This window comes from Granulicoccus phenolivorans DSM 17626 = NBRC 107789 = JCM 15570 (assembly GCF_000423085.1).
GTDB classification, from domain to species: domain Bacteria; phylum Actinomycetota; class Actinomycetes; order Propionibacteriales; family Propionibacteriaceae; genus Granulicoccus; species Granulicoccus phenolivorans.
Genome location: NZ_AUHH01000030.1, coordinates 32839 through 54056, shown reverse-complemented (window position 1 = coordinate 54056; position 21218 = coordinate 32839). Strand labels below are relative to the sequence as shown.

The 21218-nt window shown below is 69.6% G+C and carries 18 protein-coding genes and 1 pseudogene; 12 read left to right on the top strand and 7 right to left on the bottom strand.

Annotation, left to right across the window (positions count from 1 at the left end; genetic code table 11):
• The 5 genes and pseudogenes from G531_RS26160 to G531_RS0112695 all read left to right on the top strand — a co-directional run.
• Positions 1–235, top strand: a pseudogene (locus G531_RS26160) (hypothetical protein); the annotation flags it as partial.
• A 141-nt stretch (positions 236–376) separates the two neighbouring features.
• Positions 377–829 (top strand): DUF3099 domain-containing protein, encoded by a 453-nt coding sequence (locus G531_RS22385; protein WP_060930011.1) that lies wholly within the window; start codon positions 377–379, stop codon positions 827–829.
• 99 nt (positions 830–928) lie between these two features.
• Positions 929–1201, top strand: a complete 273-nt coding sequence (locus tag G531_RS0112705; RefSeq protein WP_035758803.1) for a DUF6457 domain-containing protein — start codon at positions 929–931, stop codon at positions 1199–1201.
• Between the two features lie 29 nt (positions 1202–1230).
• Positions 1231–1992: an SURF1 family cytochrome oxidase biogenesis protein gene (locus G531_RS22380; protein ID WP_051215445.1), complete on the top strand. Its 762-nt coding sequence runs from the start codon at positions 1231–1233 to the stop codon at positions 1990–1992.
• Between the two features lie 2 nt (positions 1993–1994).
• A complete protein-coding gene (locus tag G531_RS0112695; RefSeq protein WP_026927543.1) occupies positions 1995–2780 on the top strand; it encodes a putative RNA methyltransferase in 786 nt (261 codons plus the stop codon).
• 37 nt (positions 2781–2817) lie between these two features.
• On the opposite strand, the gene G531_RS25750 is transcribed toward G531_RS0112695, so the two are convergent.
• The 4 genes from G531_RS25750 to G531_RS0112675 all read right to left on the bottom strand — a co-directional run bounded on the left by G531_RS25750 (position 2818) and on the right by G531_RS0112675 (position 7670).
• Complete coding sequence (locus tag G531_RS25750; protein ID WP_145978712.1) at positions 2818–3003, bottom strand: hypothetical protein; 186 nt, start codon at positions 3001–3003, stop codon at positions 2818–2820.
• Between the two features lie 108 nt (positions 3004–3111).
• Complete coding sequence (locus tag G531_RS0112685) at positions 3112–4992, bottom strand: ABC transporter ATP-binding protein (RefSeq protein WP_026927542.1); 1881 nt, start codon at positions 4990–4992, stop codon at positions 3112–3114.
• 80 nt (positions 4993–5072) lie between these two features.
• On the bottom strand, positions 5073–6671 hold the full coding sequence (locus tag G531_RS0112680; protein ID WP_026927541.1) for an ABC-F family ATP-binding cassette domain-containing protein: 1599 nt from the start codon (positions 6669–6671) through the stop codon (positions 5073–5075).
• 9 nt (positions 6672–6680) lie between these two features.
• Positions 6681–7670, bottom strand: coding sequence for a helix-turn-helix transcriptional regulator (locus tag G531_RS0112675; protein ID WP_026927540.1), 990 nt, complete (start codon positions 7668–7670; stop codon positions 6681–6683).
• Between the two features lie 75 nt (positions 7671–7745).
• Here G531_RS0112675 and G531_RS0112670 point away from each other — a divergent pair, with 75 nt between their 5' ends.
• Genes G531_RS0112670 through G531_RS0112660 form a run of 3 tightly spaced genes read left to right on the top strand, consistent with a single transcriptional unit; the run spans position 7746 to position 10026 of the window.
• Positions 7746–8501: a LamB/YcsF family protein gene (locus G531_RS0112670; RefSeq protein WP_026927539.1), complete on the top strand. Its 756-nt coding sequence runs from the start codon at positions 7746–7748 to the stop codon at positions 8499–8501.
• Positions 8498–9163 carry a 5-oxoprolinase subunit B family protein gene (locus tag G531_RS0112665; protein WP_245630491.1) on the top strand — a complete coding sequence of 222 codons (666 nt, stop codon included), beginning with the start codon at positions 8498–8500 and terminating at the stop codon, positions 9161–9163. The genes G531_RS0112670 and G531_RS0112665 overlap by 4 nt, the downstream gene beginning before the upstream one ends.
• Positions 9160–10026 carry a 5-oxoprolinase subunit C family protein gene (locus tag G531_RS0112660; protein WP_026927537.1) on the top strand — a complete coding sequence of 289 codons (867 nt, stop codon included), beginning with the start codon at positions 9160–9162 and terminating at the stop codon, positions 10024–10026. Before G531_RS0112665 ends, G531_RS0112660 begins: the two co-directional genes overlap by 4 nt.
• Before the next feature lie 206 nt (positions 10027–10232).
• Here the strand turns inward: G531_RS0112660 and G531_RS0112655 are convergent, their stop codons facing one another.
• Complete coding sequence (locus tag G531_RS0112655; RefSeq protein WP_051215444.1) at positions 10233–12071, bottom strand: sigma-54-dependent Fis family transcriptional regulator; 1839 nt, start codon at positions 12069–12071, stop codon at positions 10233–10235.
• A 240-nt stretch (positions 12072–12311) separates the two neighbouring features.
• On the opposite strand from G531_RS0112655, the gene G531_RS0112650 reads away from it, so the two are divergent.
• From G531_RS0112650 to G531_RS0112640, 3 genes are read left to right on the top strand one after another with little or no spacing between them, the layout of a single operon-like run.
• Positions 12312–13208 (top strand): SMP-30/gluconolactonase/LRE family protein, encoded by an 897-nt coding sequence (locus G531_RS0112650; protein WP_026927535.1) that lies wholly within the window; start codon positions 12312–12314, stop codon positions 13206–13208.
• On the top strand, positions 13208–14374 hold the full coding sequence (locus G531_RS0112645) for a CaiB/BaiF CoA transferase family protein (RefSeq protein WP_035758801.1): 1167 nt from the start codon (positions 13208–13210) through the stop codon (positions 14372–14374). The genes G531_RS0112650 and G531_RS0112645 overlap by 1 nt, the downstream gene beginning before the upstream one ends.
• A 38-nt stretch (positions 14375–14412) precedes the next feature.
• Positions 14413–15699 (top strand): acyl-CoA dehydrogenase family protein, encoded by a 1287-nt coding sequence (locus G531_RS0112640; protein WP_051215443.1) that lies wholly within the window; start codon positions 14413–14415, stop codon positions 15697–15699.
• Positions 15700–16804: 1105 nt separating this feature from the next.
• Here the strand turns inward: G531_RS0112640 and G531_RS0112635 are convergent.
• Positions 16805–17890 (bottom strand): alcohol dehydrogenase catalytic domain-containing protein, encoded by a 1086-nt coding sequence (locus tag G531_RS0112635; protein WP_026927532.1) that lies wholly within the window; start codon positions 17888–17890, stop codon positions 16805–16807.
• A 35-nt stretch (positions 17891–17925) separates the two neighbouring features.
• The gene (locus G531_RS0112630; protein WP_026927531.1) at positions 17926–19296 is read right to left on the bottom strand and encodes an NAD-dependent succinate-semialdehyde dehydrogenase; all 1371 of its coding nucleotides are present in this window, start codon (positions 19294–19296) and stop codon (positions 17926–17928) included.
• Between the two features lie 223 nt (positions 19297–19519).
• Between G531_RS0112630 and G531_RS0112625 the strand changes: the two genes are divergently transcribed.
• Positions 19520–21157 carry a flavin-containing monooxygenase gene (locus G531_RS0112625; RefSeq protein WP_026927530.1) on the top strand — a complete coding sequence of 546 codons (1638 nt, stop codon included), beginning with the start codon at positions 19520–19522 and terminating at the stop codon, positions 21155–21157.
• Positions 21158–21218: the final 61 nt, after the last annotated feature.

The following is a 21218-nucleotide window of genomic DNA, read 5'->3' as shown; positions in this document are numbered from 1 at the left end:
TGACCAGCCCCGGTCCCCATACCAGCGGCTCCTGGCTGCCGGGGTGCTGAGTCCGGCCCAACAAGCCGAGTTGGCCGCGTACAAGGCCACGTTGAAACCGACCGCGATCGCGCACGAGATCGCCGCGATCCAGCACGACCTCACCCGGCTCGCCGGCGGCAAGACGCAACGCCTCGGGCAGCACGTCACCTGGCGTGCCCCCGACATCGCCGCCCTGAAGACCCGTGCCGGCTAACTGTTTCGCGGGGAAAACCATGTGAGGCACGACCCCCACCATCCGGGGGAAAACCACGTGAGGCACGACCCCCACCATCCGGGGACTTGCATGTGAGGCACCACGGTTCCCGAATCCCCGAAGCGAGCTAGATTGGACCGTGTGGCAGCATCCGCACCCGGCCCGGCCACGGGCCCGTCCCCCACCGGCGCGGGACATCCCCGCCGCAAGGACACGCCTGCCATCATCACCGAGCTGCCCACCGCCCGCTCCAAGGACCGCCGGCACCGCGAGGTCCGGTACGTGATCACCATGAGTATCCGCGTTGTCGCCTTCGCCGCCGCGATCTTCATCCCCAACCCGTGGCGCTGGGTCCTGATCGCCGCCGCGGCCATCCTCCCCGGGATCGCGGTGCTGCTGGCGAACGCGGTCGACCTGCGGACCAACAAGGGGACCACCGAATCCGCTCAGGCGGCCGCGCCGGCCGCGGTCCGCCCCGAACTCGAGGCACCCGCCGAAACCGTGGTGATCCGGGGCCAGGTGGTCGTTGATCCGAAGCCGGATCGGGCCCTCGACGCCGCCCCCGAGTCGGCCTCCGGCGACCGGCCAGCCTAAACCCTTCCCTGCGCCGTACGCCGACCGGTCCCCCACAAGCCGGGGCAGCCCGCGTGCCATGATCGAAAGCGCCCAGGACCCGAGCAAGGAAGGGAATCCATGTCCGAACCGACCGTAGGCCTTCAGGCCTGGTTCGATCAGCTGTTGACCGAACTCGACACCGGCGGCTTCACCCTCGACGAGGACACCGTACATATCGTGCTGGACCTCTCCCGTGATGCCGCGCACCACGTGAACCGGGCGGCCGGACCGCTGACGACGTTCCTGCTCGGCGTGGCCGTCGGCCGGGGCGCCTCGCTGGGGGCCACCGCGGCGCGGATCACCGAACTGGCCCAGCCGGTCGCCGGACCGGACTTCGACGAGGGCGACTGATCCTCCCCACCGGTGAGTACGCTGGGGCGGTGAGCAGAACCGTTCGACGCTGGGTCGCCCTGATCCTTTTCGCCACCGTGCTGGTGATCGCCATGATCAATCTCGGCGAGTGGCAGTTACGGCGGCTGGACGAGCGACGGGCGGCGAACCAGGTCGTCGTCACCAACTCGAACAATCCGCCGATCTCCTACCGGGACGTGATGGGCGGCGAGGTCACCGACCAGATGCAGTGGCAGCGGGTAACCGCGACCGGCACGTTCACCGGCGAACAGTTCCAGATCCGCTACCGGGTGGTCAACGGGGAGGACGGTTACGAGGTGGTCGCGCCGCTGCGTACCACCCAGGGTGACCTGATCCTGGTGGACCGGGGACTGGCCCCGGTGCCCTCGGGCGAGCGCCTGCCGGACACCCTGCCGGCCGCGCCGACCGGCCAGGTCACCGTCACCGGATATCTGCGGCGCAGTGAACACGGCAACGACAACGCGATCAATCCGATCGACCACCGGATGCGGCTGATCAACGCGCCGGCGATCGGCGCCGCGATGGGGCAGCCGGTGCTGGACGGCTACGTGGCCCAGACCGACATCGTGCCGGCCGGCGACGGCACGCTGAAGCCCTTCGTCACCCCGGAATTGAGCGAGGGCAACCACTTCTCCTATGCGTTGCAATGGTTCACCTTCTCCGCGATTGCGGTGTTCGGGGCGGTCTACTTCATCCGCTCCGACCTGAAGGATCGGCGCAAGCGGCGGGCCGCGACGGCAGCTGCCGCGGAACAGCCCCACCGGGTCTGAGTGTGCTGGCCGACGTCGTCGACCTGCTCGCCTGCCCGTACTGTTCGCAGCCGCTCGAACAGCTCGGGCGTACGCTGCGCTGCGGCTCGGGGCACAGCTTCGATGTGGCCAAGCAGGGCTATGTGAATCTGCTGACCCGACCCGCGGGGGCCAATGCCGACACCGTCGCCATGGTCGCCGACCGGATCACCTTCCTCGACACCGGCGCGTACGCCCCGATCGCCGCGGCCATCGCCGCGCACACCCGGGGGGCAGCGGTGATCGTGGACGCCGGCGCGGGGACCGGGTACTACCTCGACCACGCCCTGCCGACCGGGGCGCGGGGCGTGGCCTGTGACATCTCGGTGGCCGCGGCCAAGCGAGCAGCCAAACTGGACCGGATCGGTGCGGTGGTCGCCGACACCTGGGCCGGGCTGCCGGTACGCAGTGACTGCGCCGATGTGGTCCTGTGTGTGTTCGCGCCGCGGAACATGGCCGAGTTCGCCCGGCTGCTGCGGCCGTCAGGGCACCTGATCGTGGTCACCCCGTCCCAGCAGCACCTGGCCTCGGTGCGGGCCCGGCACAAGCTGATCGAGGTCGAGCCGGACAAGCTCGGCCGCCTCGACGCCGCGGCCGAACCGCACCTCACGCTGCAGTCGCGGGAGCGGGTCGAGTACGCCTTCGACGCCTCCGCCGAGCAGGTCGGGCACCTGATCGGGATGGGCCCGAACGCCCTGCACACCCACGCCGCTGCCCGGCCCGGCACCGTGGAGGTCTCGGTCGAGGTGTCGGTGTTCGGCAGGCACTGAGCCTGCGGGCCGGCTCCGCTTGCGCCATCGGCAACCGTCACTCACCCAACAGCCAAGTCAGTTCCTCAATACGTCGCCACCGGATGACCTCCCGGATTGTCAGCTGATACTCCTCGGCCCGCTCGCGGGCCTCCTCAAAGGTCATCCCCATTTCGCGGAGCAACTGGGCTCGCTCATCTCGTGCCTGTTGCGGGGTGAGTGTGACAACTGTTGCGGTTCCCATGGCGGTCCTCCCTCGTTGCTTCACAGTCTGACCATCGCCGCTGACACTTTCTGCAGGTTTCTCCCAGTGTCCCTGATCCACCGCGCGGGCACCACCGCCGGATCAGCCTCAGTCGGTACCGCCGAGTTGGGTGCGGTACAGCTCGGCGTACACCCCGCCCCGGGCCAGCAGTTCGGCGTGCTTGCCGCGCTCGACGATCCGGCCGTGCTGCAGCACCACGATCTGATCGGCGTTGCGGACCGTGGAGAGCCGGTGCGCGATCACCAGCGCGGTACGCCCGGTCATCGCGGTGTCCAGGGCATGCTGCACCGCGACCTCGGATTCGGAATCCAGGTGGGCGGTCGCCTCGTCCAGCACCACGATCGGCGGCGCCTTCAACAGCAGTCGGGAGATCGCCAGCCGCTGCCGCTCACCACCGGACAACCGGTAGCCGCGCTCGCCGACCACGGTGTCCAGCCCGTCGGGCAGGCCGCGCACCAGTTCATCGATCTGCGCGGCCGCCATCGCCTGCCACATCTGGTCCTCGGTGGCGTCGGGGCGGGCGTACAGCAGGTTCGCCCGGATCGTGTCGTGGAACATGTGCGCGTCCTGGGTCACGTACCCGATCTGGTGCTGCAGCGAAGCCAGCTTCAGGTCGCGCACATCGTCGCCACCGACCCGGACCACGCCGCCAGTCACGTCGTACAGCCGGGCGATCAGATGGGTCGTGGTCGTCTTCCCACCGCCGGACGGACCGACCAGGGCCACCGTGTGCCCCGGCTCGACCGACAGCGAGATCCCGTTCAGCACCGGTTCGTTGGGCCGGGCCCGGTCCCCCACCGAGATCTTCTCCAGCGAGGCCAGCGAGGCATCGGCCCCGCTGGGATAGCTGAAGGTGACGTTGTCGAACTCCACCGAGGCGATTCCCGAGGCCTCCTTGGCGTCCGGCTTGTCCGCGATCGCCGGTTTCAGATCCAGGATTTCGAAGACCCGCTCGAAACTGACCAGCGCCGACATCACATCCACCCGCAGGTTGGTCAGCTGGGTCAGCGGCCCGTAGAGCCGGGTGAGCAGGCCGGCCAGCGCGGTCAGCGTACCCACACTCAGCGCGCCGCCGACGGCGAACCAGCCGCCCACGCCGTACACCATGGCAGTCGCCAGCGCGGCCAGCAGCCCCATCAGGGCCATGAAGAAGCGCTGGTTCATCGCGATCGAGACCGAGACGCCGCGCACCGAGTCCGCCTTCTCGGCGAAGGAGTCGTGCTCGTAGTCCTTGCGGCCGAACAGCTTCACCAGCAGCGCGCCGGAGACCGAGAACCGCTCGGTCATCGTCGCCGACATGTCGGCATTGCCCTGCATCTGCCGCCGGGTCAGGTCGGCCAGTTTCGAGCCCATGATCCGGGCCGGGATCAGGAAGATCGGCACCAGCACCAGCGCCGCCAGGGTCAACAGCGGGGACAGGCTGATCATGGCGATCAGCGTCAGCACCAGGGAGATGATGTTCGACACCGCCGTGGACAGCGTCGAGGTGAACGCCTGCTGCGCCCCGATCACGTCATTGTTCAACCGCGAGACCAGCATGCCGGTCTGGGTCCGGGTGAAGAAGGACACCGGCATCGACTGCACATGGTCGAAGACCTGGGTCCGCAGGTTGTAGATCAGGCCCTCCCCGATCCGGGCGGAGAACCACCGCTGCACCAGGCTCAGCACCGCATCGGCGATCGCCACCCCGGCCAGGACCAGCGCCAGGATCACGATCAGTTGCCGATCCTGCCCGAGTACGCCCCGGTCGATGATGTCCTTGAACAGCAGCGGCGGGACCACCCCGAGCACCGCCGAGATCACGATCAGCACCAGAAAGACCAGGATCAGGCCCCGGAACGGCCGGGCATAGCCGAGTACGCGGCGTACCACCCCCTCGCCGAGCTTGTGCTCGACCACCGAGCGATCCTTGCGGAAGCCGCGCATCATGCCGCCGCCGGGACCGCCCATCCCCATGCCCATTGCCATCTGGCTTCACCTTCCCCGCACCGGACCGACGCCGCCTCCGGACAACCCGGTACCAGCGCGGTTTGTTCCGCACTCGCCCCTCACGCCAGGGAGATCAGCTCCTGGTACTCCGCACTCCACAGGTCCTCATCGCCGTCGGGCAGCAGCAGCACCCGATCCGGTTCCAACGCCTCGACCGCGCCCTCGTCGTGGGTGACCAGAACGACCGCCCCGGCGTAGTTGGCGATCGCCTCCAGGACCTCGTGCCGTGACGCCGGATCGAGGTTGTTGGTCGGCTCGTCCAGCAACAGGACGTTGGCCCGCGAGACGACCAGCATCGCCAGCGACAGGCGGGTCTTCTCCCCACCGGAGAGCACCTTGGCGGGCTTGTCCACATCATCGCCGGTGAACAGGAAGGACCCGAGGATCTTCCGGTTCTCCACATCATTGAGATCCGGGGAGGCGCTCAGCATGTTCTGCAGCACGGTCCGGTCCATGTCGATGTTCTCGTGTTCCTGGGCGTAGTAGCCGATCTTGGCGCCGTGGCCGTGGATGACCTCACCGGTATCGGGCTTCTCCTCCCCGGCCAGGATCCGCAGCATCGTCGTCTTGCCGGCACCGTTGAGACCCAGGATGACCACCCGGGAGCCCTTGTCGATAGCCAGATCGACGGCGGTGAAGACCTCCAGCGAGCCGTAGGACTTGGACAGTTCCTCGCCCATCAGCGGAGTCTTGCCGCAGGACGCGGGCTCGGGGAACCGGATCTTGGCCACCTTGTCGCTGACCCGCTCGCCCTCGATCCCGGACAGCAGTTTCTCCGCCCGCTTGGCCATGTTGTGCGCGGCGGTCGCCTTGGTCGCCTTCGCGCCCATCTTGGCGGCCTGGGTCAGCAACTGGTCGGCCTTGCGTTCGGCGTTCAGCCGCTCCCGGCGCCGACGCTTCTCGTCGGTTTCGCGCTGCTGCAGGTAGCGCTTCCAGTTCATCGCGTACACGTCGAGCGCGGCCCGGTTCGCGTCGAGGTGGAAGACCTTGTTGACGGTCGCCTCGAGCAGATCGGTGTCGTGGGAGATCATCAGCACCGCGCCGGGATAGGTCTGGATGAACCCGCGCAGCCACACGATCGAGTCGGCGTCCAGGTGGTTGGTCGGCTCGTCCAGCAGCAGGGTGTCGGCGTCGGAGTAGAGAATCCGGGCCAGCTCCACGCGGCGGCGCTGACCACCGGACAGGGTCCGCAACGGTTGCCCCAGCACCCGGTCCGGCAACGCCAGGTTGGCCGCGATCCGGTGCGCCTCGGCCTCGGCCGCATAGCCCCCGGCGGCGACCATTTCCCCCTCTGCCCGGGCGTACGCGTTCATCGCCTTGTCCCGGGCCTCCCCGGTCTCGGTGGCCATCAACTGTTCCTGGGCCCGCATCCGGGCGATGATCTTGTCCAGCCCGCGGGCGCCGAGGATGCGATCCTGGGCCAGCTGGTCGGGATCACCCGAGCGCGGATCCTGGGGCAGATAGCCGATCGAACCGGACCAGGTGACCGTCCCACCGGCGGGCTGGCCCTCCCCGGCCAGGATCCGGGTCAGCGTCGTCTTGCCGGCACCGTTGCGGCCGACCAGCCCGATCTTGTCGCTGTTGGCGACCTGGAAGGAAACCGGTTCCAGCAACAGCCGGGAACCGGCACGGACTTCGAGATCGTGGACGCTGAGCACCGGGCAAGGCTACCCCAGGGTTCGGCCGGGCCCCGATTTCCCGAAGCGGGTGAACTGCTCCCCCAGCCGGGCCAGCTGGGCCGCGAGTTCGGGATGGTCGAGCACGGTCAGCTCGGCGGACAGGTCGACCGCCGCCCAGCCCAGATGCCAGGCCAGATCTTCCAGTTTCTCCGCCCCGATCCGGACCTCGGTCAGGCCGGGCTCGATCTCGCGGGCCCGGGCGTACCGCTCCGGAATGCGGCCGCGGACCGCGTCGACATCGGCGCTCAGAAGTACGGTCGCGGTGATCGGCCACGGCTCATGGTGCTGCCGCGCGGCCTGGACGAGCTCGAGCGGGTCCGGCGCCGGCCGTGGGGTGAACCGGAAGGTGGTCACGTGATGCTCGGCGATCCGGTCGGCCCGAAAGGTCCGCCAGTCGTCCCGGTCGAGGTCGTAGCACACCAAGTACCACACGAAACCGGTGGTCACCAGCCGGTAGGGCTCCACGTGCCGCTGGGTCTCCGCGCCGTCGCGGGCCCGATAGGCGAACCGGACCCGGACATGATCGCGCTGCGCGGTGGCCAGCGCGGACAACAGGGTCGCATCCACCCGGGGCCCGGTCCGGGTGGGCAGCGCCGCGGTGGCCTGGTCGATCGCGGTCACCTGGCCGCGCAGTCGCGCCGGCAGCACCTGGTCGAGTTTGGCCAGCGCCCGCACGGCCGGCTCCGAGATGCCGGCCACCGGTCCGATCGCCCCCAGCCGCAGGCTCACCGCCACCGCGACCGCCTCATCGTCGTCGAGCACCAGGGGTGGCAGCTTCCGGCCGGCGCCCAGCCGATAGCCGCCGTCGGCGCCGTGTTCGCCGGTCACCGGGTAGCCCAGGTCGCGCAGCCGCTCCATGTCCCGGCGCACCGTACGCGTGGTCACCCCGAGCCGTTCGGCCAGTTCGGGCCCCGACCACACCGAGCGGGATTCCAGCATGCTCAGCAGCCGCAACAGGCGATGGGTGGTGTCGGTCATGGTCCCAGCCTGCCCGATGACCCGGACAGAACCTGTCCGCACCGCGAACCAGTCGCGCCGGACTAGGCTTGATGGGTGCGAATCGATCTCAACGCTGACCTCGGGGAGGCCTACGGCGCCTGGCAATTGGGTGATGACACCGCGATGCTCACGGTGGTCACCAGCGCGAATGTCGCCTGCGGCTTCCATGCCGGGGATCCGTTGACGATCCGCCGGACGGTGGTCGAGGCCGCGCGCCTGGGTGTACGCGTGGGGGCGCAGGTGAGCTATCCGGATCTGGCCGGTTTCGGCCGGCGGTTCATGGATCTGTCCGCCGACGAATTGGCTGCCGACGTGCTCTATCAATTGGGCGCCCTGGACGGAATGTGCCGGGCGGCCGGGACCCGGATCGCGTACGTGAAACCGCATGGCGCGCTGTACAACCGGGTCGTCGCCGACCGGGTCCAGGCCGGGGCGGTGCTGGACGCGCTGGACGCCTTCGATCCGGAGTTGCCGATTCTGGGGTTGCCCGGGTCGGCGCTGCTCGGGTTGGCCGGGGAGCGGGGCCGGCGTGGGGTGGCCGAGGCGTTCGCCGACCGGGCGTACCAGCCAGACGGGAGCCTGGTCTCCCGGCGCGAACCCGGAGCGGTACTGCTGGACGCCGCCACGATCGCGGAGCGGATGGTGGCGCTGGCTACCACCGGCGAACTCACCGCGGTGGACGGCACCAGGCTGGTGCTGCAGGCCGATTCCATCTGTGTGCACGGCGATTCCCCCGACGCCGTCGGAATCGCCCGCGCCGTGCGGACCGCGCTCGCCGAGGCCGGGGTCAGTATCGAGGCGTTCGGATGACCCTGCCGCTGCGCCTGCTGCCCTGCGGGACCGGCGGGGTGCTGGTGGAGATCACCGAACCGGACCCGGACCGGGCGCTGCGCGCGGTGCTGGCCCTGGCCGCGGCCGTACGCCGGGACCCGCTGGCCGGGGATCTCGTCGACCTGGTCCCGGCTGCCCGGACCCTGTTGCTGACCGCCCGTCCCGGCGTGGCGCCGGATCGGCTCCGGCAGCGGGTCGTGGCGCTGGCCGACCGGTTGGATCCGGGCGATCCCACTCCGCCGCAGCGCACCGTGACGATCGAGGTGGAGTACGGCGGCTGGGATCTCGCCGAGGTGGCCGACCTGACCGGGCTGAGCCGCAGCGAGGTGATCCACGCCCATACCGCAACCCCCTGGCAGGTGGCCTTCGGCGGGTTCGCTCCCGGCTTCGCCTACCTGATCGGCGGCGATCCGCGACTCGCGGTACCCCGTCGTACCGAACCCCGGACCCGGGTGCCGCAGGGAGCGGTCGGTCTGGCCGGCCGGTTCAGCGGGGTCTACCCCCGGGAATCACCCGGCGGGTGGCAGGTCCTCGGGGTGAGCGATGTCGTGCTGTGGAATCCGGACGCCGTGCCGCCGGCCCTGCTGTCCCCCGGCACCCAGGTGCGCTTCCGGGCCGTGTCGGTGTCGAGGACCCGATGACCGAGTTCGACGTACTCGCCACCGGGCCGCTCACCGTACTGTGTGATCTCGGCCGGCCGGGCTACGCCACCGTGGGGGTCAGCCCCTCCGGGGCCGCCGATCGCGGGGCGTACCGACTCGGGCAGAGGTTGTTGGGCCAGTCCTACGATGCCGCCGCCCTCGAGGTCACCCTGGGCGGGCTGAGCGTACGCAGTTCCGGACTGGTCTGGGTGGCCCTGACCGGCGCCGAGACCGGCGCCACGGTGGACGGCCGGCCGGTCGCGGCGGGGGCGCCGTTCGTGCTGCAGCCCGGGCAACTGTTGCGGCTGGGCCGACCGCGGGCCGGGTTGCGTACCTACCTCTCGGTGCGGGGCGGGTTCGGGGTGCCGGCCGTCCTCGGGTCCCGATCCACCGATCTGCTCAGTGGCCTGGGCCCACCGCCGGTACGCCGCGGCGACCGGCTGCCGATCGGCCCGGTGCCGGCGGAACTCGCCTTCGCGCCGGTCGATTTCGCCGTGACCGCGCCGGCGCGACCGGAGCCAACAGAGTTGGCGACCGGGCCCGGGCCACGGCTCGACTGGTTCGCCGATCCGACCCAGTTGACCCGCACCCGGTGGACCGTGTCGAGCGACAGCAACCGGGTCGGCGTACGCCTGCAGGGAACCGCGCTGCGGCGCGACCCCGCGCATCTGGGCGAGTTGCCCAGCGAGCCCCTGGTCCGCGGCGCGATCCAGGTGCCGCCGAGCGGGCAGCCTGTGGTCTTCCTCGCCGATCATCCGGTGACCGGCGGCTATCCCGTGATCGGCGTACTCACCCCCGAGGCGACCGATCTGATCGCGCAGGCCCGCCCCGGGGACCTGGTCGGATTCCGGTTCCGGGCCTGAGCAGCGGCGATGGCACACCGGTGCTGCATCAGTCTTGCCTCAGTTCATCTTCGAACTCCTTACGAATAGATCAAATCCCGCATATTGCGAAGTGCAGGAGGACGCGTTCGCCTTCTGACCATCCGTACCAGGGCGCCCCTCGGCTGAACGGCTGCAGGATCAATCTGGCGGACAAAACGGCAGGTGGAAGTGGCGCGAGGTCGCGCTCAGCTCCCGACGAGACGATTGGTGTCGATGCCGTACTGGCGGATCTTGCGGTAGAGGGTCGACCGGGAGACCCCGAGCCGGTCCGCGGCGACCGACTTGTTGCCGTCGGACTCCCGCAGCGCGGTCAGCAACGCCGAATACTCCGCGCGCTCCAGGGAGGCCATCTGCCGGGAGGAGGTCGCTTCCCGGTAGCCGGCCGGCAGGTGCTCCAACCGGATCTCACCGCAGCGTGACGCCACCGCCGCCGCCCGCAGCACCGATTCCAGTTCGCGGACGTTCCCGGGCCAGGAATGCGCCGCCAGCGCCCGCAGGGTCGCAGCCTGCAGCCGGAGCCTGGCCCCCGCGACGGGGTGCGACCGGGCCTGATCGGCGAGCACCGCGCGCGCGATGTCGTCGATCTCCTCGATCCGCCGGTTCAGGGGTTCGACCGACAGCCGGCGGCGGAAGTAGGTGTACAGCCGGACGGCCGACGCGGTGGTCGGGGTGTCGGCACCCACCACGATCAGGTGCCGACCGGCGGTCTCGGCCTGCTCCAGCAGCGAGGTCAGGCGAGCCAGGTGCCCGGCGTCCAGGCCGTCCACGTTGCGCAGCAGCACCGTGTCATCGTTGGCCAGGGACTCTGCGATCCCGGTCACCCAGGCTGTGTCGCCCGGCTGGAGCAGCGCCAGGTCGACCTCGTGCAGTTGCGCCCCGGCACCGGCCCACCGCGCATGGAGCCGGCGCGCGGTGTACCGCTTCCCGGCGCCGGGCTCGCCGGTGATCAGTGTGGGACCGCTGTCGCGGGCCGCCACGTCCAGCTCCTGATCCAGCCGACGGCTGCTCGCGCCCCGGCCGGACAGGCTCGCCGCGGCGGGACGAGTGCGTCCCTGGGCCGGATCCCCGGCGTCCGGCTTCCCGGCCGAGCGCGCCCGGACCTGCTTCTCCTGGGGGCGCAACTCGATCACATAGCCGAGCGTGCGCCGCCCCTCGGCCAGCCGGCGGGCCCGGACCAGGACCTCGGTCCCGGCGGACAGCCGCAGCGACCCGATGAACTCCGGGCGGGTCGGGCCGGTGGACTGCTCCGCCCAGTTCCACAACAGGGTCTGATCGGCCGGGCGCAGCAGCCGGGCGGCAGCCGGGGTGGTCAGCACCAGGTCGCCGCCGAGGGCGATCGCGGCGGTCCCACTGCGCCGCGGGATCCGCAGGAACTCATTGAGCAGTTCCCGTTCGCCCCGGGACCCCATCTCGTACAGCCGCTGCTGGATCTCGCGGACCGCAGCCTGGCACAGCGGCCCCATCAGGTCGTTGACGTCGCGCACCGCACAGGTGAAGTCCAGGATTCCCTCGACGGTCCGGCTGATCGGATGCACGATCGGCAGCCCGACACAGGCCATGTCCTGCAACGACTCACGGAAATGTTCGCCGCCCCGGACGGAGAAGATCTTGCGCTCCTCCAGCGCGGTGCCGATCCCGTTGGTGCCGGAATCCTCCTCGGCGAAGGAGAACCCGGGCGCGATCAGCGCCCCGTCGAGTCGATTCGACAGCGCCGAATTGCCGGTCCGCCGGTCCAGGATGCGGGCGGTGTTGTCGGCCAGCAGCGCGGTCATCCGGCCCCCGGCAAAGTCCACCGCCATCCGCTCCATGACCGGGGCGGCCGCGCGCAACAGCCGGCTGTCGTTCGGCAGATCGGGTACGTAGGGCAGATCGTCGATCTCCGGGGACAGCCCCATCACCTGGCAGCGGCGCCACGAGTTCTGGATCTCTTCCCGGATCAACCGATCGAGCGCCGGTGATGGGTCGCTCCCGCGCAGCCGCTGCTCGCGGGCGTGCCAGGCAACCAGGTCCGCGCTATCAGTCATGTCTCTCCTCACGCCGCCGAAGGCTTCCTTGCCCGCGACCGAAACTCACCACCGCAGACTGGGTGACGGGTTACACGCCGGTGTGTGCCGACAGCCAGTTTATCCGCGCCGACCGCCTACCCGGTTGTGTCACTTTGGGACACCAGTCGTGCCGCCCGGTGGGCCACAGTGTTCCCAGCGGCCGATCACAACTGCGTGCTCGGCCCTCGCGATTCGTACGCACTCGACATTGGAGACGAGATGACAGATCAGGCGCTCAGCACCGTTGCCGCCGGGATGAGCTACACCGAAGGACCGCGCTGGCACAACGACCAGCTCTGGTTCGTGGATTTCTACACCAAGACCGTCAACAAGGTGGACGACGACGGACAGATCCACCAGGTCTGTGTGGTCGAGGGTCAGCCCTCCGGCCTGGGCTGGCTGCCCGACGGCCGCATGCTCGTGGTCTCGATGAAGGATCGCCGCGTCCTGCGGCAGGAGGCCGACGGCAGCCTGGTCGAGCACGCCAACCTGTACGACCTGTTCACCGGACACGCCAATGACATGGTCGTCGCCCCCAACGGCAACGCCTACGTCGGCAACTTCGGCTTCGATCTGATGGGTGGGGCCGACCATGAGTTCGGCAATGTCGCGCTGGTCCGCCCCGACGGCACCGCGACCGTCGTGGCCGAGCACCTGTCGTTCCCCAACGGCATGGTGATCACCCCCGATGAGAACCGACTGATCGTCAACGAGCTGTTCGGCAACCGGGTCTCCCAGTTCGACATCCTCGAGGACGGCACCCTGGGCCCGCGGCGCGACTTCGCGGCGTACGGCGATCCTGGGGACGAGCCGAAGTGGGAGAAGCGGATCGCCGATGCGGTGATCGCTCCCGACGGCCTCGCGCTGGACGCCTCCGGTGCGGTCTGGGTCGCCGACTGCATTCACAACCGCGCCGCCCGGATCGCCGAGGGCGGCGAGATCCTCGAAGAGGTCAAGACCCCGATGGGTGTCTTCGCGGTCGCGCTGGGTGGCCGGACCGGGCACAGCCTGTTCCTGTCCCTGGCCCCCGACTTCGACGAGACCGCGCGTACCGCTGCTCGCGAGGCGCTGGTGGCGGCCACCGAGGTGAGCGTCCCGCACGCGGGTACCCCGTGATGAGCGGCACCGAAGAAAGCCGCCTTCCGCTGAAGGGAATCGTCGTCGCCGACTTCAGCCGGGTGCTGGCCGGCCCGTTGGCGACGATGACGCTGGCCGATCTCGGTGCCCGGGTGATCAAGGTGGAGCGGCCGGGCACCGGGGATGACACCCGGGCCTGGTCCCCGCCGGTCTCGGCCACCGGGGCGACGTACTTCGAGTCGGCCAACCGGAACAAGGAGTCGGTCTGCTGGGACCTGCGCGATCCCGAGCACGTGGAGCAGGCCCGACGGCTGATCCGGCGCGCCGATGTGCTGGTGGAGAACTTCAAGCCCGGTGGCATGGCTGCCCTCGGGCTGGGCTACCGCGAGATGTCGGCGGAGAACCCCGGCCTGGTGTACGCCTCGATCTCCGGATTCGGCGATGCCGGCGGCGCCCACCTGCCCGGCTACGACTTCGTGGTCCAGGCCGCCGGTGGCCTGATGAGCATCACCGGGACGCCCGAGATGCCGATGAAGGTCGGCGTCGCCCTGGTCGACGTGATCACCGCCAAGGACGCCACGATCGCCATTCTGGCGGCGCTGACCCTGCGCCGCTCCACCGGACGGGGATCGCACGTCAAGCTGAACCTGCTCTCCTCGCTGCAGGGCGCTCTGGCCAATCAGGGGCAGGCGTGGCTCGGCGCGGGGCAACTGCCCACCCGGATCGGCAACGACCATCCCTCGATCGTGCCCTACCAGTTGCTGCAGTGCGCCGACGGTCACCTGGCGGTCGCCATCGGCAATGACGGCCAATTCCGGCGGTTCGTCGAGGTGCTCGAGGTCCCCGACTTGGCCGATGACGAGCGGTTCGTCACCAATCCGCAGCGGGTGGTTCACCGGGAGGAGTTACGGACCGAACTGGAGAACGCGCTGGCGCACGGCCATGCCGCGCACTGGCGCGATCTGATCCTGGCAGCCGGGCTGCCGGTCTCGCTGGTGGCCGGCATCGATGAGGGCATCGAGCTGGCCGAGAGCCTGGGGCTGGATCCCGTGGTCGAAGTGACCGACCCCGACGGCGCGGTCGTGGGAAAACAGCTGCGCCATCCGGCGCTGTGGGATCCGCCGTTGGAGCATCCCCGGCTGGCCCCGCCGCCGCTCGGCCGCGACACCGAGGCCGTGACCCGCTGGCTGGCCGAAGACGCCTGACCTGCGCCCCGATCGAAGTTTCCGGAAAGGACAATGACATGACCCAGACCTCGCAGCGGCGCGGCACGCCCGCGCAGTCCGCCGCGCCACCGCAGTCCCCCGCGCGACCGGCCGGCTCGAGCATTTTCGGACCGGTGGACCTGGTCGATCTCGACCGCCTGTTCAGCGCGGAGGAGAAGGCCATCACCCTGCGGGTGCGCGCCCTCGTCGATGAGGTGATCCGGCCCAACATCGCCGACTGGTACGAGCGCGCGGTCTTCCCCACCGAGATCGTGCCGGAGTTCGGCCGGCTGGGCCTGTTGGGCATGTATCTGTCCGGCTACGGGTGTCCCGGCCGCTCCTGCGTGGAGTACGGGCTGGCCGCCCAGGAGCTCGAGGCGGGTGACTCGGGCCTGCGTACGTTCGTCTCGGTGCAGGGCTCGCTGGCGATGGCGGCGATCTACAAGCACGGGTCGGCCGAGCAGAAGCAGGAGTGGCTGCCCCGGATGGCCGCCGGGGAGGCAGTGGGCTGCTTCGGCCTGACCGAGCCGACCGCCGGATCCGACCCGTCGTCGATGCGTACGGTCGCCACCCAGGAACCGGGCGGGGACTGGATCCTGAACGGCAGCAAGCGGTGGATCGGCCTGGCCACCCTGGCCAGCGTCGCGATCATCTGGGCGCAGACCGGGGAGCCCGGCGACGGGCGCGGTGTGCGCGGCTTCGTCGTCCCGACCGATACGCCCGGTTTCCGGGCCGAGGCGATCACCCGGAAGCTGTCGATGCGGGCCTCGGTCCAGTGCGAGATCACCCTGGACAACGTACGCCTCCCGGCCGACGCGATCCTGCCGGCGGACTCCGCGGCCGGCCTGAAGGGCGCGTTCCAGTGCCTGAACGAGGCGCGCTACGGGATCATCTGGGGTGTCCTGGGCGCTGCCCGGGACAGCTTCGACACCGTGCTCGACTACACCGGCAACCGGACCCAGTTCGGCGCGCCGCTGTCGTCCTACCAGATCACCCAGACCAAGCTGGCCGACATGGCCGTGGCGATCAATCGGGGGTACCTGCTGGCCCACCAGATCGGCCGGCTCAAGGACGCCGACCCCGCGGCCCTGACGCCGTCGATGATCTCGGCCGGCAAACTGGACAACTGCCGGATCGCGATCGGGATCGCCCGGGATGCCCGGGAAATGCTCGGCGGCAACGGCATCAGCCTGGACCACTCACCCCTGCGCCACGCCAACAACCTGGAATCAGTGCGTACCTATGAGGGCACCGACGAGGTGCATCAGTTGACTATCGGTCGCCACCTGACCGGTCACGGAGCGTTCGGGCACACCGGTTCCTGAGCCGGCTGCGCGCGGGTTGTTCGGCCCCATCGCCGGTGCGGCGGTGGGGCCGACGGCGTCCTCGGTGGGGTCGCGAGTGGCGGTGGCGGCGCGCGGGGTGGTGGCTGCCGCGGGTGGCCCTGGCGATGCGCGGGTCTTTCACCACTTCGCGGGTTCTCCTCCAGGTCGCGGGCGTTCGTGCCGGGTCGCGGGGCCACATCCGGTACGCGGTCCCTGCAGGACCCGCGCCACCGAACCCGGCCCGCGCAGCCAAACTCAACCCGCGCAGTCCGGGGCCCCAACCGCGGTAGCGGGCATGGCGTTGCGCGGGTGCTCCTCCAGTTCGCGGGTGCTCAGGCCGGCCCGCTGGTCCACATCCGGCCCGCAGCCCCTGCAGGACCCGCGCCACCGAACTCGGCCCGCGTAGCCGAAAGTAGCCCGCGTACTGAGCCCTGATCACGGTAACGGCAGTGGCGTTGCGCGGGTGCTCCCCCTGTTCGCGGGCGTTCGTGCCGGCCCGCGCAGTCCGGGGCCCTAACCGCGGTAGCGGGCATGGCGTTGCGCGGGTGCTCCCCCTGTTCGCGGGTGCTCGTCGCTGGCTGCCGGCCCGCTGGTCCACATCCGGCCCGCAGCCCCTGCAGGACCCGCGCCACCGAACCCGGCCCGCGTACCCGAAAGCAGCCCGCGTACTGAGCCCTAGTCACCGTGACGGCAGTGGCGTTGCGCGGGTGCTCCTCCAGGTCGCGGGCGTTCGTGCCGGGTCGCGGGTGCTCGTGCCGGCCCGCTGGTCCACATCCGGTACGCCGCCCCTGCAGACCCGCGCCACCGGCCTCGGCCCGCGTACCCCAGTGCTCCGCGCAGTCCGGGGCCCTAACCGCGGTAGCGGGCATGGCGTTGCGCGGGTGCTCCCCCTGCTCGCGGGCGTTCGTGCCGGCCCGCGGGCCCACATCCGGTACGCAGCCCCTGCAGGACCCGCGCCACCGAACCCGGCCCGCGCTACCTAACTCGGCCCGCGCCACACTCCCCCGCAGCCACACCCAGGCCCCGGACGCCCCCCAACGCCCGAAAAACAGACCGACCCCACCGCCGGGTGAGGGCGATGGGGCCGGTGATCCAGGGTTCGGGTTCACACCTGCGTGAGCACGACCCGACCGCGCGAACGGCCGGCCTCGAGATCGTCCAGCGTGGTCTGCAGCGCCTCGACACTCAGCGGCTGGGTGATCAGCGGGACCCGGGGCAGCAGTCCGTCGCGCGCCAACTGCAGTGCCTGGTGCAGGTGCTGCAGGCCGCCGACATAGTTACCCGTGACCGACTTCTGCTGCAGTGCCAGGACGGCGGTCGGCAGGACCACTTCCCCGCCGAACAGGCCCACCGGCACCAGCCGGCCGCCCTTGCGCAGGGAGTCGAAGCCCAGCTTGAAGGTCCGGCCGGAGTTGACCACGTCTATCCAGGCCTGCGGGGCCTCGCCGACGATCTCGACGATGTCGGCCGGGGTGGTGTCATCGGTGACCACCGCGGTGACGGTGGCACCCAGCTCTTTGGCCTTCTCGAACGTGGCCTCGGACCGGTCCAGGGCGATGATCCGGGTCATTCCGGCGGCGCGCAGCGCGGCAATGCACATCAGGCCCACCCCGCCGGTACCGAGCACGACCACCGGCGCGTCCTTGGCGATGCCCTCCATGGCAGTCACCTTCGCCACCGCCGAGACCGCGGTGATGCCGGAGCAGGCGGTGGTGGCGCCCCAGGCCGGGTCGACCCCGTCCAGCGCCACGGCGTACTTCTCGTGCGGAACCAGGACCTGCTGGGCGTACCCGCCGGGGCGCATGATCCCGAGGACTCGGCTGCCCGAAACACAGAGGTTCTCATTGCCGGTCGCGCAGACCGAGCATTCCCCGCAGCCGAGCCACGGGTAGACCACGACGTCATCGCCGACCTTGCGGTCGGTGACGTCGGGACCGATGGCGATGATCGTGCCGGCGATCTCGTGGCCCATCACCAAGGGGTACTTCACGCCGCGGGCGACCATGGTCAGTCGGCCGGCGGAGCCCAGGTCGTAGCCGCCCTCGCGGACGTGGATATCGGTGTGGCACACCCCCGAATGGGTGACCTTGACGACGACCTCATGCCCCTGCGGGGTGGGGATCTCGAGGGGCATCTCCTCGATGTTGTGGTCCTCGGACGAGGCGAGGGCGTAACTGGTGACCGCGGTCATGGATGATCTCCTTTGATCAGTGGGTGGGACGGGTGTCAGGGGATGCGGATCAGCTTGCGGTTGGCGAATTCTTCGAGGCCCAGACGGCCCAGTTCCCGACCGAAGCCGGACTTCTTCACCCCGCCGAAGGGCAGTTCCGCCGAGGACTTGGAGGTGCTGTTGACCCAGACCATGCCGGTCTCCAGTTCCGCGCCCACGCGCTGGGCGTGGTTGGGGTCCTCGGAGTAGACCGAGGAGGACAGCCCGTACGGGGAGTCGTTGGCCATGTCGATGGCCTGCTGCTCGTCACCGGCGCGGTAGACCACCGCGACCGGGCCGAAGATCTCCTCGCTGAACGCACGCGCCTCCCGACCGACGCCGGTCAGCACGGTGGGCTCGTAGTAGGCGCCCTCGCCCGCGCGGGGCTTGCCGCCCAGCAGCACTTCGGCGCCCTTGTCGACGGCATCGCGGACCAGTTCGTCGACCTCTTCCACCGCCGAGGCCGACGACAGCGGCCCGACCAGGGTGTCCTCGTGCAGCGGATCGCCGAAGGCCACCGCCCCCATCTTCTCCAGGAAGTGCTCCATGAAGCGGTCATAGATCGCATCGACCACGATGATCCGCTTGGAGGAGGTGCAGGTCTGACCTCCGTTGACCAGTCGACCCTGCACCGCGCCGGCGGCCGCCTTCTCCACGTCGGCGTCGTCGAGAACGACGAACGGATCCGAGCCGCCCAGTTCGAGCACTGCCTTCTTCACGTTCTCCCCGGCCACCCGGCCGATCCGTGCCCCGACGGCGTCCGAACCGGTCAGCGACACGCCCTGGATCCGGTCGTCGGCGACCAGTGCCTCCACGTGCTGGTGGTCGGCGAACAGGTTGGTGTAGACGCCCTCGGGTACGCCGGCATCGTGCAGCAACTGCTCGATCTCCAGCGCCGAGGCGGCACAGTTGCTGGCGTGCTTCAACATCACCGCATTGCCGACCAGCAGGCTGGGGGCCACGAACCGGGCCACCTGGTAATGCGGGAAGTTCCACGGCATCACACCGAGCAGGACGCCCAACGGCTCGCGGCGGATGTACGCGCTGCCGGTGCCGCGCACCTCGATCGGCTCGGGCAGCAGCGCCGCGGGGCCCTCGGTGGCGTAGTACTGGAAGATCCCGGTAACGGTCTTGATCTCGCCGCGGGCAGCGGTGATCGGCTTGCCCATCTCCCGGGTGATCGTCTGGGCCAGGTGCTCGGCGCGCTCCTCGTACAGTTCGGCGGCACGCGCGAGAATGGCGGCCCGCTCCTCCGGAGTGGTCGTACGCCACGACCGGTACGCCTCGACGGCGGCCCGGACGCGCTGTTCCAACTCCTCGTCGGTCAGGGTCGGAAAAGTCTGCAACAACTCGCCGGTGGCGGGGTTGGTGGTGCGGTATCGGCTCATGGTGATGAGTGTCATGCCCCGCCGCTGGCCCAGACCAGAGGTGGACCGCCGGTGACTCGAAATGAAACACCGCGAACCGCCGACCCCAGTGTTCCCAAGGGCCCGTGCCGCACGCCGGGACCGGTGGCTCAAAGTGGGACACTTCGCGCCGGTCCCGGCGCCATACGTTCCTGACACGTTCCGAGCCGATCGTCGGCCGGCAAGCACCCAGTCAGGAGACGACATGACAACGACGTCGACCGCCGCACCCACCGACACCGTGGCCACCGATACCTTGGACATCCTCGTGATCGGCGGCGGGTTCTCGGGCCTGTACGCGCTGGACCAGTTCCGGGACCGCGGGTACTCGGTCAAGGTCTGGGACGCCGCAGGAGACTTCGGCGGCATCTGGTGGTGGAACTGCTACCCCGGCGCCCGTACCGACTCCACCGGGCAGGTGTACCAGTTCTCCCACAAGGACCTGTGGAAGGAATACAACTTCACCGAGCTGTTCCCCGGTCACGAGGGGGTACGTGACTACATCAGCTTCGTGGGCGAGAAGCTCGACCTGCGCAAGGACATCTCCTTCAACACCACCGCCACCGAGGCGGCCTGGGACGAGGCGAGCAAGACCTGGACGGTCACCGATTCGGAAGGGAACACCCAGCGCGCCAAGAACGTGATCGTCGCCACCGGGTTCGGCGCCAAGCCGCTCTACCCCGACCTGCCCGGCCTGGACACCTTCGCCGGCGAGGTCTACCACACCGCCCGCTGGCCGCAGGAGGGCGTGGACATGACCGGCAAGAAGGTCGTCGTCCTGGGCACCGGTTCCAGCGGCATCCAGGTGGTCCAGGAGGCCGCCAAGGTCGCCAAGGAAGTGACCGTGCTGCAGCGCACCCCGAACCTGGCCCTGCCGATGCGCCAGCGCCAACTGACCCCGCACGACAACGACGAACTGCGCCATGACCTGCCCGAGCGCTTCAAGATCCGCTCCCGCGCCTTCGCCGGCTTCGACTTCGATTTCGTCCCGATGAACGCGGTCGACCTCTCCGAGCACGAGCGCGAACTGATGTACGAGCGGATGTGGGAGGCCGGCGGCTTCGAGCTGTGGCTGGGCAACTTCCAGGACATCCTGCTGGACGACGCGGCCAACCGGACCTTCTACGACTTCTGGCGGTCCAAGGTGCACGAGCGGGTCAGCGATCCGGTCAAGGCCGAGATCCTGGCCCCGAAGGAGCCGCCGCACCCCTTCGGTGTGAAGCGTCCCTCGCTGGAGCAGGACTACTTCGACGTGTTCAACCAGGACAACGTCAACGTGGTCGATTACAACAAGCATCCGATCATCGAGGTCACCCCCGAGGGCATCCGCACCACCGCGGGGCTGCACGAGGCCGATCTGTTCGTGCTGGCCACCGGCTTCGACTCCAACCGGGGCGGCATCATGGCCATCGACATCACCGGTGTCGACGGGGCCAAGCTGGAGGAGAAGTGGGAGCACCGCGTACACACCAACTTCGGCCTGACCAGCAACGGCTTCCCGAACATGATCTTCCTGTACGGCCCGCAGAGCCCGGCCGGCTTCTGCAACGGCCCCACCTCGGCGGAGGAGCAGGGCAAGATCGTGGTCGACTTCCTGGAACACCTGAAGGAGCACGGCTACACCCGCTTCGAGAACACCCGCGAGTCGGAGGTCGCGTGGACCGATCACCTCGATGAGATCTTCGAGGCCTCGATGTTCCCGAAGGCCAAGTCCTGGTACTGGGGCGCCAACGTTCCCGGCAAGCCGCGGCAGATGCTGAACTACTGCGGTGGTCTGGGCAGCTACTTCGGCCAGTGGGACGCGGACAAGGACGCCGGCTACCGGAACTATCAGTTCTCCTGATCCGACGGTCCGAACCGAACGGCCGAGGGCTCTTCGCCAGTGTGCGAAGAGCCCTCGGCCG